The organism is Amycolatopsis sp. NBC_01480, assembly GCF_036227205.1.
Taxonomy (GTDB): domain Bacteria; phylum Actinomycetota; class Actinomycetes; order Mycobacteriales; family Pseudonocardiaceae; genus Amycolatopsis.
Genome location: NZ_CP109442.1, coordinates 9,920,917 through 9,932,469 on the forward strand (window position 1 = coordinate 9,920,917; position 11,553 = coordinate 9,932,469).

Annotated in this window: 13 protein-coding genes; 5 read left to right on the plus strand and 8 right to left on the minus strand. The window is 72.3% G+C overall.

The window, feature by feature from the left end; translation table 11 throughout:
* Positions 1-47 precede the first annotated feature (47 nt).
* The 3 genes from OG371_RS46265 to thyX form a co-directional block, all read right to left on the minus strand.
* Positions 48-1,289: an Nramp family divalent metal transporter gene (locus OG371_RS46265; RefSeq protein ID WP_329063931.1), complete on the minus strand. Its 1,242-nt coding sequence runs from the start codon at positions 1,287-1,289 to the stop codon at positions 48-50.
* Between the two features lie 380 nt (positions 1,290-1,669).
* Positions 1,670-2,068, minus strand: coding sequence for an ACT domain-containing protein (locus OG371_RS46270; protein WP_329063933.1), 399 nt, complete (start codon positions 2,066-2,068; stop codon positions 1,670-1,672).
* Positions 2,068-2,820: an FAD-dependent thymidylate synthase gene (gene thyX, locus OG371_RS46275; protein WP_329063935.1), complete on the minus strand. Its 753-nt coding sequence runs from the start codon at positions 2,818-2,820 to the stop codon at positions 2,068-2,070. Before thyX ends, OG371_RS46270 begins: the two co-directional genes overlap by 1 nt.
* Before the next feature lie 127 nt (positions 2,821-2,947).
* Here thyX and OG371_RS46280 point away from each other — a divergent pair, with 127 nt between their 5' ends.
* The 3 genes from OG371_RS46280 (at position 2,948) to OG371_RS46290 (ending at position 5,896) form a co-directional block, all read left to right on the plus strand.
* Positions 2,948-3,460: a toxin-antitoxin system HicB family antitoxin gene (locus OG371_RS46280; RefSeq protein ID WP_329063936.1), complete on the plus strand. Its 513-nt coding sequence runs from the start codon at positions 2,948-2,950 to the stop codon at positions 3,458-3,460.
* A gap of 254 nt (positions 3,461-3,714) precedes the next feature.
* Positions 3,715-4,611 carry a DUF4097 family beta strand repeat-containing protein gene (locus OG371_RS46285; protein ID WP_329073452.1) on the plus strand — a complete coding sequence of 299 codons (897 nt, stop codon included), beginning with the start codon at positions 3,715-3,717 and terminating at the stop codon, positions 4,609-4,611.
* A 187-nt stretch (positions 4,612-4,798) separates the two neighbouring features.
* Positions 4,799-5,896: an ADP-ribosylglycohydrolase family protein gene (locus OG371_RS46290; protein WP_329063938.1), complete on the plus strand. Its 1,098-nt coding sequence runs from the start codon at positions 4,799-4,801 to the stop codon at positions 5,894-5,896.
* Between the two features lie 31 nt (positions 5,897-5,927).
* Here the strand turns inward: OG371_RS46290 and OG371_RS46295 are convergent, their stop codons facing one another.
* Positions 5,928-7,163 carry a winged helix-turn-helix domain-containing protein gene (locus OG371_RS46295; RefSeq protein ID WP_329063941.1) on the minus strand — a complete coding sequence of 412 codons (1,236 nt, stop codon included), beginning with the start codon at positions 7,161-7,163 and terminating at the stop codon, positions 5,928-5,930.
* A 62-nt stretch (positions 7,164-7,225) separates the two neighbouring features.
* Between OG371_RS46295 and OG371_RS46300 the strand changes: the two genes are divergently transcribed.
* Complete coding sequence (locus OG371_RS46300) at positions 7,226-7,786, plus strand: GNAT family N-acetyltransferase (protein WP_329063943.1); 561 nt, start codon at positions 7,226-7,228, stop codon at positions 7,784-7,786.
* Here OG371_RS46300 and OG371_RS46305 read toward each other — a convergent pair.
* Positions 7,763-8,248, minus strand: a complete 486-nt coding sequence (locus OG371_RS46305; protein WP_329063945.1) for a GtrA family protein — start codon at positions 8,246-8,248, stop codon at positions 7,763-7,765. The two genes, OG371_RS46300 and OG371_RS46305, sit on opposite strands and share 24 nt — an antisense overlap.
* A 164-nt stretch (positions 8,249-8,412) precedes the next feature.
* Between OG371_RS46305 and OG371_RS46310 the strand changes: the two genes are divergently transcribed.
* Complete coding sequence (locus OG371_RS46310) at positions 8,413-8,934, plus strand: hypothetical protein (RefSeq protein WP_329063946.1); 522 nt, start codon at positions 8,413-8,415, stop codon at positions 8,932-8,934.
* Between the two features lie 56 nt (positions 8,935-8,990).
* Here OG371_RS46310 and OG371_RS46315 read toward each other — a convergent pair whose 3' ends face one another.
* The 3 genes from OG371_RS46315 to OG371_RS46325 are packed head-to-tail and all read right to left on the minus strand — an operon-like array spanning position 8,991 to position 11,544.
* Positions 8,991-9,437, minus strand: a complete 447-nt coding sequence (locus OG371_RS46315; RefSeq protein ID WP_091616687.1) for a tetratricopeptide repeat protein — start codon at positions 9,435-9,437, stop codon at positions 8,991-8,993.
* Complete coding sequence (dapB, locus tag OG371_RS46320; RefSeq protein WP_329063949.1) at positions 9,434-10,183, minus strand: 4-hydroxy-tetrahydrodipicolinate reductase; 750 nt, start codon at positions 10,181-10,183, stop codon at positions 9,434-9,436. Before dapB ends, OG371_RS46315 begins: the two co-directional genes overlap by 4 nt.
* Positions 10,180-11,544 (minus strand): M16 family metallopeptidase, encoded by a 1,365-nt coding sequence (locus OG371_RS46325; RefSeq protein ID WP_329063951.1) that lies wholly within the window; start codon positions 11,542-11,544, stop codon positions 10,180-10,182. The genes dapB and OG371_RS46325 overlap by 4 nt, the downstream gene beginning before the upstream one ends.
* Between the last annotated feature and the right edge of the window lie 9 nt (positions 11,545-11,553).

An 11,553-nucleotide genomic window follows, 5' to 3' on the forward strand; every position in this document is an offset into this window, starting at 1 on the left:
GTCCGACCCGCCGGCGTCGTTCCCGGTTCCGCCGTGTTCGCCCGGTTTCAGCCCGTGAACGTCAGGTAGATCAGCACCACGTTCAGCGTGATGATCACCGCCGCGACCAGCCAGGCCGCCACCGCGGTCGGGCGCCGGTTCACCTCCGCGCCCATCAGCGCGGGGTCCGAGGTCAGCCGGATCAGCGGCACGAGCGCGAACGGGATGCCGAACGACAGCACCACCTGCGAGACCACCAGCGCCGCGCTCGGGTCGGCGCCCAGCCCGAGCACGACGATCGCCGGGGCGAGCGTGACGAGGCGGCGCAGCAGGATCGGGAATCGCTTGCGCAGCAAGCCTTCCATGATCATCGCACCGGCGTACGCACCCACCGAAGTGGACGCGAGCCCCGAAGCCAGCAGCCCGATCGCGAACAGCAGCGCGATGCCGGGTCCCAGCGCCGTCGCGACCGCGCTGTGCGCGCCTTCGATCGAGTCGACGCCGGTCTGGCCCTGGAGGTTCGTCGCGGCGAGCAGCAGCATGCCGAGGTTGACCGCGCCGGCCAGCAGCATCGCCAGCCCGACGTCGACGCGGGTCGCGCGCAGCAGCCGGTGCCGCTGCTCGGGCCCGGCCGCCCCGTGCCGGTCGCGGACCAGGCCGGAGTGCAGGTAGACCGCGTGCGGCATCACGGTGGCGCCGAGCATCGCGGCGGCGATCAGCACGCTGCCGGACCCCTCGAACCGCGGCAGCAGCCCGCTCGCGACGCCGGACGCCGAAGGCGGCTCCACGAACAGACTGGCCAGGAACCCGATGGCGATCACCGCGAGCAGCCCGGTGACGACCCGTTCGAAGGTCCGCTGGCCGCCCCGGTCCTGGACCGCCAGCAGCACCAGCGAAACCGCCCCGGTGATCAGCCCGCCGACGACCAGCGGCAGGTCGAACAGCAGGTTCAGCGCGATCGCGCCGCCCACCACCTCGGCCAGATCGGTGGCGACGGCGACCACCTCGGCCTGCGCCCAGTAGGCCAGCCGCGCCGACCGCGGCATCCGCTCCCGCAGGACCTCCGGCAGCGAGCGCCCGGTGACCAGGCCGAGCTTCGCCGACAGGTACTGGACCAGCACAGCCATCAGATTCGCCGCGACGATCACCCACACCAGCAGGTAGCCGAAGCGGGCGCCCGCGCTGATGTTGGACGCGACGTTGCCGGGATCGACGTACGCGATCGACGCGACGAACGCGGGGCCCAGCAGCGCCGAGCCCGCCCGCAACCGGGCCAGCCGCCGCGGCCGCGCCGCTTCCGCCACCGCCATCACGTCACCCTTCGCCGACTGTCGGGCTACCTAAATCGAAGTTTAGGCACGCCGAACTTTGCGAAGCAAGGGTGTTGTCGGCCACTGCGGCCCCGCTGCGAGGCGGTCAAGGCCTCCCTCCCTACCGGCGCGGGCACTGACGGCAAGGCCTCCTTACCGGCGCGGGCGCTGACGGCAAGGCCTCCTTGCCCGCGTGGGACGCGAGTAAGGAGGCCTTGCCGGATCCGGCAGATGCTCAGGCGGGCAGCGCGAGCTCGTGACCCTCGTGGTCGCTGTCGCGGAACGCCTTCACCGCAAGCTCAAGCTCAGCGCACCGGTCCGACGGGACAACGAAGGCCCTCGTCCGAAGCGCGGACGAGAGGCCTTCAGCGACGAGCTACTCAGGCGGGCAGCGCGACCTCGTGACCGCTGTCGCGGAACGCCTTCACCGCGAGCTCAAGCTCGGCCGAGCGCACCAAAATGTGGTCAGTGTCGAAAGTGGACAGTGAGAACAGGGCGACGCCGGCCGCGGCCAGTTCCGAGGCCAGGGCGGAGATCACGCCGGTCAGCGTGAACTCCAGGGGGCCGCGGACGCTCATCAGCCGCCAGCCGTGCTCGACTACGCCGCCTGCGGGCTCGCGGCCGGTCGGGCAGATCACCGAAAGCTCTTCCGGGGTGCGGGTGACCGAGACGAGCGCCGGCTCGCCGGGTACCAGCAGCTCCGCCGGGACCGGGGCGTCGGCGGGCAGCCGCACCACCGAATAGTCGCCCGGCCGGACGTCGATCGCGAGGCGCTTCATCAGCCTTCGAGGACCTTCGGGCTGGACGCGACCTCGGTGCCGTCGGGCAGCGTGGAGATGGTGAAGTCGGCGAACACGTTGGCCGCGGCCTTCTGCAGCTCGCGCAGGCAGTCGATGGCCAGCGCGCGGATCTCGACGTCGGCGTGCTCGGTCGCGCGCATGGCGATGAAGTGCCGCCAGGCGCGGTAGTTGCCGCTCACCACGATGCGGGTCTCGGTGGCGTTCGGCAGCACCGCGCGGGCGGCCTGACGGGCCTGCTTACGACGCAGCGTGGCGCTCGGCGCGTCGGAGAACTTGTCCTCCAGGCCGGCCAGCAGCTCGGTGTACGCGTCGACACTCGCCTGCGCGGCCTTGAGGAACTTCTCGTGCAGCTCCGGGTCGTTCGCGATCACCTCCGGCTCCACGAACGCGGCGTTCTTCTCCGGCACGTACCGCTGCGAAAGCTGCGAGTACGAGAAGTGCCGGTGCCGGATCAGCTCGTGGGTGAGCGAGCGCGAGATGCCGGTGATGTAGAAGCTCACCGAACCGTGCTCCAGCACCGAAAGGTGCCCCACCTCGATGATGTGGTCGATGTAGCCGGCGTTGGTCGCCGTCTTCGGGTTCGGCTTCTTCCACGACTGGTAGCAGGCGCGCCCGGCGAACTCGGCCAGCGCCTGGCCGCCGTCGGCGTCGGTCGACCACGGCACGTCCTCCGGCGGGAAGAACTCCGTCTTCGCGATCAGCTGAACCCTCGGCGACACGGTCTCGGCCACGTCAGCACTCCCTCTCCTCTGCGACTCCGAACGGCAGCGTAACCGGGACCCCCGACAGTCCCGGTATGACACCGCGTGGTGTCACGAGTTTCTTGACTGACGCCAGACATGACGTCATAGTGGTGTCATGGACCTGACGCCGTACATCGCGAACCTTCGCGAAGACCTCGCGAACACGGCCTCCGCCGGGGACGAGCAGACCCGGCGGGCGGCTGCCCTGCTTTCCGCCGCGCTCGAACCCGCGGTCCGGCTGACGCTGATGAACGCGCTGGCCGACCTGGCCGCGGAGGTGACCGCCGCCCTGCCCGGACAGGTGGTCGACGTCCGCCTCGACGGCCGGGACGTCCGCGTGGTCGTCACCGGCGGCGCCGAGGAGGCGCCGCGGCCGGAGCGCCCGCAGGCGCCGCCACCCATCGACGGCGGTGACATCACGCGCATCACGCTGCGGCTGGTCGAGCAGATCAAGGGCCAGGCCGAGCAGGCCGCGGCCGCGCAGGGCGTGTCGCTGAACACGTTCGTCGCGCAGGCCGTGCAAGGGGCGCTCGGCCAGGCCCAGCAGCAGCACCACCAGCGCCACGGGCAGTGGCGCCAGGGCAGCAGCCGCACCGAGACCAAGCTGCACGGCTGGGTCGAGGGCTAGGAGGGGAATTCATGAGCGACGAGAACGAGGACACCACCTCGGCGGGCACCGCTGCCGCCGGCGGGTCCGGACCGGGATCTGCCGCTGACGCCGGCACGGCGGCCGCCGCCGGAGCCGAATCCGCTGCCGGAGCCGACGCGGAGTCCGCCAAGGCCGACGCCGGATCGGGCGCCGAGACCGACGCGGAATCCGCCACTGGAACCGAGTCTGGCACCGAGACCGAGGCCGCCGAGACGGCCGACCCGGGACGGCCGGTGGGCGGGTCCACCGGCACCACGCGGACGCAGGAGTTCGACGCGGACGGGCCGCTGGAGCTGGACGTCGGCGTCACGATCGGGCGGGTCGAGCTGGTGCTCGACCGCGCGTCCGGCGCGAGCGTCGAGCTGCGGCACGACGCGGGCGAGCAGCCACCGTGGGTCAGCGGGGTCTCGAACCTGCTGTCGTGGGTCGGCGAGCGCTTCGGCGACCAGCTGGGCGTCGACCCGGGCGGCTCGGCGGCCGACGCCGTCCAGCAGTCGCGCATCGAGAAGACGGGCAACCGGCTCGTGGTCCGGGCGCCGAAGGCCTGGCAGCTGCGCAACGTGCCGCTGTCGGTCAAGGTGCACGCGCCGTCCGGGTCGCACGTGGAGGTCCGCGCGGGGGCGGCGGACGTCACGGTGACCGGCTCGGCGGGCCGCGCCGACATCCTCACCGGTTCCGGCGAGGTCGTGCTGGAGCGGGCCGACGGCTCGGCGATCGTGCGCACCGGCACCGGCAGCGTGAAGCTCGGCCCGACCCTCGCGGGGCTCCAGCTGCGCACCGGCAGCGGTTCGGTGGAGGCGTCTTCGGTGGCGGGGTCGGCGACCCTGGCCACGGGCACGGGTGACGTCTGGCTGGGCGCGGTCGCGGGCGAGGTCATGGCCCGCACCGGCAGCGGCGATCTGTCGGTCGCCGAGGCGGCGTCCGGCTCGCTCGAGCTGATCACCGGCTCGGGCGAGGTCCGGGTCGGCATCCGCGGCGGCGTCGCGGCCGAGGTGGAGCTGGCCTCCGCCGCGGGCCGGGTGTCCAGCGAGCTGGAGGTCTCCGACGTACCACCTGAAGCGGGCGTGGCACTGCGCGTCCGCGCACGCACCGGCACGGGCAACGCGGTAGTCACCCGCGCGGCCGGCTGATAAGGGGGAGGCGGCGGGCCGACCGGTCAGGGGGTGACCGGTCGGCCCGCCGCTTCGTGCGTTCCAGGTGTTGCGGTGTAAGGGTTTACGGCCTCACGTGACGGGACGCGGTGCGGCGGCGGGACCGGGATGGTTCGCGCCGCAGCGGGTTCTGCCAGGATCAGTGCCCCGGAACAAGGGGGATCCGATGCGGCACACCTGGACCGACAAGGCCGTCCACCGCTCGCGGCTGCGGGGGTGCCTGCTGGCCGGCGGGCTCGGCGACGCGCTGGGGTACCCAGTCGAAACCCTTTCCCGGCAACGGATCGAGGCGAAACACGGGCCACGCGGGCTCACCGATCCGGTGACCGACGCGGACGGCGTCGCGGTGATCACGGACAACACCCAGCTGTCACTGTTCACCGCGGAAGGCTTTCGCAACGGGTACGTGCAGGTCCGCGAGCACGGTATCGACGGCGCGATGTCCGCGCTGGTGCGCGAGGCGTACCTGCGCTGGCTCGACACCCAGGACCACCCGGCGCCGCCACCGGTGCTGAGCGCCGACCACCGCGTCGGGCGGCTGCGCCTGGAGCCTTGGCTCTACGCGCGGCGCTCGCCCGGGCCGGAATGCTTGTCCGGCTTGAGATCGGGGCAGGTGGTGAAGCCGTTCGCCGAGCCGGCCGGGCAGCCGGGGCCGGTCAATCCCAGTTCGAAGGCTTACGCCACCGTGGTTCGCTCCGCGCCGTTCGGCTTCCTCGGCGACGCGCCGTACGCGTTCCGGCTCGCCGCCAACTGCGCCCAGCTCACCCACGGCCACCCGACGGGCTACTACGCGGCAGGCACTTTCGCCGCGATCATCGCGCACCTCGTCGCGGGCGAATCGCTGGACGTCGCGGTATCGCTGGCGATGCGCGAACTCGCCGGGCATCCCGGCCACGAGGAGACGACCGAAGCCCTGCGCCACGCCCTCGATCTCGCCGCCGAGGGCAAGCCGGCCGCGGAGAAGGCCGAACTCCTCGGCACCGGCCGGACCGCCGAGGAGGCACTGGCCATCGGCGTCTACGCCGCACTGGTGCCGTTCGACAGCGCACAGCCCGAGGACGACATCACGGCCCGTTTGTGCTTGTCTGTCAACCATTCCGGCGCCAGCGACTCGACCGGATCGGTGTGCGGCAACCTGCTCGGCGTGCTGCACGGCGACGTCAACCTGCCGTGGCGCTGGCTCTCCCGCCTCGAAGGACGCGCCGTGATCGCCCAGGTCGCCGACGACTTCGCCGCGGAAACCGGCCAGGCCGACGGCAGCTGAAACGTCAGCCGACCGCCTGCTACAGCGTTGTCTACAGCGCTGTCTTCAACGCCTTCTTCAGTGCTTTCTTCAGCGCCACAGCCAGATCCCCCCGCTCCCCCACCACAACCCCGTCCAGCCCGAGCCAGGCAGCCATGTGCGCCAGCTCCCCCGCCAGCTCGGCGGCGACCCGCGGCTCGTCGACGCCCGGCTCGGCAAAAGCGCCCTGCACGCGCAGCACCCCGGCCGCCCGGTCGGATTTCAGGTCGACGCGGCCGGACAGCACGCCGTCGAGCAGGAACGGGAACACGTAATACCCGTGGACGCGCTTGGGCTCCGGCACGTAGATCTCGATGCGGTAGCGGAAGCCGAACAGCCGCTCGGTGCGGTCGCGCTCCCAGATCAGCGGGTCGAACGGGCACAGCAGCGCGCGGCCGGTCACCGCACGCGGGGTCCGCGCTTCGTTGTGCCGGTACGCCACCGCGCGCCATCCCTGCACCTGCACCGGCTCCAGCGTGCCCGCCTCGACCAGCTCCGCGACGGCCTGGCGCGCGACGTCCGGCCCCAGCCGGTAGTAGTCCCGCAGATCGGTTTCCGTGCCGACGCCCAGCGCGCGGGCCGAGCGCTCGATCAGGCCCCGAGCGCCCTCGTCCGCACTCACCTGCCGAGACAGGATCTCCGGCGGCACCACCCGCTCGGTCAGGTCGTAGAGCCGCTCGAACGACCGCCGGGTGCCCGTGGTCAGCTGCCCGAGCCCGAACAGGTACTCGCACGCCTTCTTCACCACCGAGCGCTCCCACCACGCGCCCGGGCCACGGCCAGCGACCTCGGCCTCCAGCGCCTTCTCGATCCCGCCCGCGCCGATCGGCCCCTGCTCCTTGACCACCGCCAGCACGTCTTCCAGCAGCCCGGGCACGGTCTCGACCACGCTCGTGTAGTTCCGCCACCAGCCGTCGCGCTTCGCGCCGGAACGCAGCAACGGCCAGTCCTGGATCGGGAGCAGGCTCGCCTCGTGCGCCCACGACTCCACCAGCAGCCGCGGACGGCGCGCGCTGTGCGACCACGCCGCTTCGTCCACCAGCGCCGGGTCGTACGCGCCCAGGCGCGAGAACACCGGCATGTAGTGCGCGCGCACGGCGACGTTCACCGAGTCCAGCTGCAGCAGCTGGACCCGCGACAGCACCTTGGCCAGGTGCCGGCGGGTGGGGGCCGTGGCGGGGCGGGGGTCGGCGAACCCCTGTGCGGCCAGCGCCGTGCGGCGGGCCACCGGAAGGCTGATCGTCTGCATGATCCCGCCATGGTGCCAGCCACCCCCGACAGTTTCGGGCGGGCGCCGGGTAGATTGCCCGCGTGAGTGCCGCCGAAGTCCGTCCCGCGACCCCGTCCGACGCCGCCGAGATCGCCCGGATCCAGCGGCTGACCTGGCGGGCGGCGTACACCGACCTGCTGGGCGCCCAGGCCATCGACGAACTCGACGCCGCCGACCTCGAAGGCACCTGGGCCGAGACGATCGAGTTCCCCGGTTCGCTGGTCTACCTGGCTGCCGAGGGCGAGTTCACCGTCGGCTACTGCGTGGCCGGCCCGGCGCCCGAGCAGGAGGCCGCGGCCGCGGACGGCAGCGCACCCGAGGACGCCGACGCCACCGGGCTCATCGCGGCGCTGGTCGTGGAGCCGCGCTGGGGCCGTCGAGGACACGCCGGGCGCCTGCTCGGGACCGCCGCCGCCGCGCTGCGCGAGGCCGGCCTGGACCGCGGCATCGCCTGGGTCGCCCAGTCCGACCACGCCACCCTGGGCTTCTACCGCCGCACCGGCTGGGCGCCCGACGGCACCGTTCGCACCCTCGACACCGGCAGCGGCATGCTGCGCGAAGTCCGGCTCACCGGCACGCTACGGCTGGAGCTCACGCACTGACTCCGTGCGCGGGGCGAACACCACCCAGCGCAGCACGCAGTACATGAACACGCCCTCGCAGGCGCCCGCGACCAGCCGCGCCAGGTGGTACTCGACGCCCAGCGCGCTCAGCCCGGCCCCCACGCCGAGCAGGAACGCCGCGTAGTTCACGCCGATCGCCACGACGTAGAGCACCGCCTGCCGGCCCACCGGCGCGTGCGAGCGGAAGTTCAGCGCGCGGTTCAGCACGAAGCTCAGCCCGAACGCCACCACGTACGACACGCTGATGGCCAGCCACACCGGCCAGCCGAGCCCGCCGTGCAGCAGGGTCAGCAGGAGCAGGTCCACGCCGAAGGTGCAGCCGTTGATCACGGCGAAGCCGAGGAAGCTCGGCGCCACGATCCGGGACAGGCCGAACGGCAGCACCCGCACGACCGCCGCGCAGGCACCGGCGAAGCGATCGGCGAAACTCGCGTCGGTCACCTGGCCAGACTGGCAGCGGCAGGTGGCCGGAAACCGACGTCCACGTGATCTTCTGGTGGCCGCCCCCGGCCGAAGAGGGGGGTTAACCCCCGTGACCTTTTCGTGACGGCTGCTAGCTTGGAATGACCGGAATCACCGAGAATCACTCACCGGGGGGAGGCACGATGGGCTGGCTGCTGATCACCTTCGGCGTCGCGTTCGGCTCGGCCATCGTGCCGCTGGTGAACGCCGAGCTGTTCGTGGTCGGGCTGTGCGCGAGCCAGCACAACCCGCACTGGCTGTGGCTGGGCGCGGCCGTGGCGGCCGGGCAGATCGCCGGGAAGCTGCTGTACTTCCTCGCCGCGCGCGGCAGCATCAAACTGCCGAAGTTCCTGCACGATCGCCTGCACCGGGTCCGCGAACGGCCACCGACGGAGCGCCGGGAGCGCTGGCACCGCCGGACGAAAGTGCTGCGCAGCAAGGTCGAAGCCCTGCGTGAGCGCTGCCAGCGCCACCCGAACTGGATGGCGGGCACCTACGGGGTCAGCTCGCTGGTCGGGCTGCCGCCGTTCATGGCCACCAGCGTACTGGCCGGGATGGTGCGGATGCGGATGAGCACGTTCCTCGCCGCCGGCCTGGCCGGGCGCTGGGTGCGGTTCAGCCTGCTCGCCGCGTCCCCCGCGCTGTTCGCCGGCTGGCTGCACTGACGCAGCACGGATCTGCTGCCGAAGCAACCCCTATTGAGCGCCGACCCCTGTTTTCGTCAGCGGTCGGCGGCTTCCAGGTCGACGGCCTTGCGCATGGTCGCGCGGGCCCGCCGGCGGTCGCCCGCGATGTCGTAGGCGTAGGCGAGGCGGTACCAGGCGCGCCAGTCGCCGGAGTTCTCCTCGACCTCCGCGCGACGGCCCTCGAACCAGGCGTCGGCGGCGTCGCGGTCGACCCGGCCGGACGGGCGGCGCGGCAGGTCGGACACGTCGGGCAGGCCGCCCTCGGCGTCCAGCCGCCGCGAAAGCCGCTGGATCTGGACGCCGGAGCGCCAGGTGGCCACGACGATCCACACGCCCAGCAGCGGCAAGAGAAACACGCCGACGCCGAGCGCGATGCCGGCCGCCGACCCGGTGGCGAACAGCGCCACCGCCCGGTCGGCCAGCAGCACCAGGTACACCACCAGCGCCGCGGTCAGCAGCAGCGCGACATTGCGGGCCCTCACAGGTCGAGCACGTTCTCCAGGCCGACCGTGAGGCCGGGCCGCGAAACCACGGAGCGCACGCCGAGCAGCACCCCGGGCATGAACGAGGTCCGGTCGAGCGAGTCGTGCCGGATGGTCAGGGTCTCCCCCACGCCGCCGAACAGGATCTCCTCGTGCGCCACCAGCCCGGGCAGCCGGACCGAGTGCACCGGCACGTCCTCGATCAGCGCGCCGCGGGCACCGTCCAATCCGGACGTCGTCGCGTCCGGCCCCGGCTCGAGCCCGGCGGCCTTGCGCGCGGCGCCGATCATCCGCGCGGTGTGCGAGGCGGTGCCGGACGGCGCGTCGGCCTTGCGGTTGTGGTGCAGCTCGATGATCTCCGCGGACTGGTAGAACTTCGCCGCCTGGGCCGCGAAGCGCATCGCCAGCACGGCACCGAGCGCGAAGTTCGGCGCGATCAGCACCCCGAGCGACGGCTTCGGCTCCAGCAGCGAACGCAGCGTCGCCAGCCGCTCCTCGCTGAAGCCGGTGGTGCCGACCACGGCGTGCACATCGTGCTCCACCAAGTACTTCAGGTTGTCCATGACCGCGTCGGGGTGGGTGAAGTCCACGACCACCTGCGCGGCGGACAGCGGCGCGAAGTCGTCGCCGGCGTCGAGCGCGGCCACCACTTCGAGGTCGGGCGCCCCCTCGACGGCCTCCACCACCGTCTGGCCCATGCGGCCGCGCGCGCCCAGCACGCCGACGCGGATCGGGGACTCGGTCATGACGCGATCACCTCGTGCAGGTCGTCCGGCAGGTCGTCGGCGTGAGCGTACGGCCCCACCACCGCGGCGGCCGACACGCCACCGGGGCGGCGCAGCAGAGTGCGAGCCAGCGCACACACCTGTTCGGTGGTGACCGCGTCGATCCGCGCGACGGTGGCGTCCACGCCGAGGTACTGCCCGTAGTTCAGCTCGTTCTTGCCGATGCGCGACATGCGCGAAGCCGTGTCCTCCAGGCCCAGCACCAGCCCGCCGCGCAGCTGGCCCTTGGCCCGCGCCACCTCGGCCTCGCTCAGCCCGTCCGCCGCGACCTGGTCGAGCACGTCGCGGATCACGCCCGCGACCTCGCCCAGCTTCTCCGGCTGGCAACCCGCGTACACGGCCATGTGGCCGGTGTCCGCGTAGCTCGCGACCGACGAGTACACCTGGTACGCCAGCCCGCGCCGTTCGCGGATCTCCTGGAACAGCCGCGAGCTCATGCCGCCGCCGAGCGCCGCGTTCAGCACCGAGAGCGCGAACCGACGCTCGTCGTGGCGCGACAACGACTTCAGGCCCAGCATCACGTGGGCTTGCTCGGTGTCGTCGGTGTGCAGCGCCAGCTTCGGCACGGTGAGGATGCGGGCGCGCCCGGACCGCGGCGGCACCGGGGTGCCCGCGCCGTTCAGCCGGTCGCGCAATGCCTTGCGCACCAAGCGAAGCACCTGGCTGTGCTCGACGTTGCCGGCCACCGCCAGCACCATCCGCGGCATCGTGTAACGGCGCTTGTAGAACCCGCGCAACGCGGCCGGCGCCATGTCCGTGATGGACTGCTCGGTGCCCAGCACCGGGCGGCCCAGCGAGTGCTCGCCCAGGATCGCGCCGACGAACGTCTCGTGCAGCAGGTCCTCGGGGTCGTCGTCGCGCATGGAGATCTCTTCGAGCACCACGCTGCGCTCGGTGTCCATGTCGCGGTCGGTGCACAGCGCCTCGAAGACCACGTCGGTGACCAGGTCCATGGCCAGCGGCAGGTCCGCGTCGAGCACCTGCGCGTAGTAGCAGGTGTGCTCCTTGGCGGTGAACGCGTTGAACTCGCCGCCGACGGCGTCGATCTCCTCGGCGATCTGCGTCGCGTCGCGGTTGGCCGTGCCCTTGAACAGCAGGTGCTCGAGGTAGTGCGCGGCTCCGGCGACGGCCGGCGGCTCGTCGCGCGAGCCCACGCCCACCCACAGCCCGACCGTGGCCGAGCGCGAGGCCGGGACGTGCTCGGTGATCACCCGCAGCCCGCCGGGGAGCACGCTCCGCCTGACCACCGCACCGTCCGAAGTGGACTCGAGCGTGCGGGTGCTGCCGACGGGCTGCTCGTGCCCGGAAACCTGCCGTGCCATGGGTTCCTT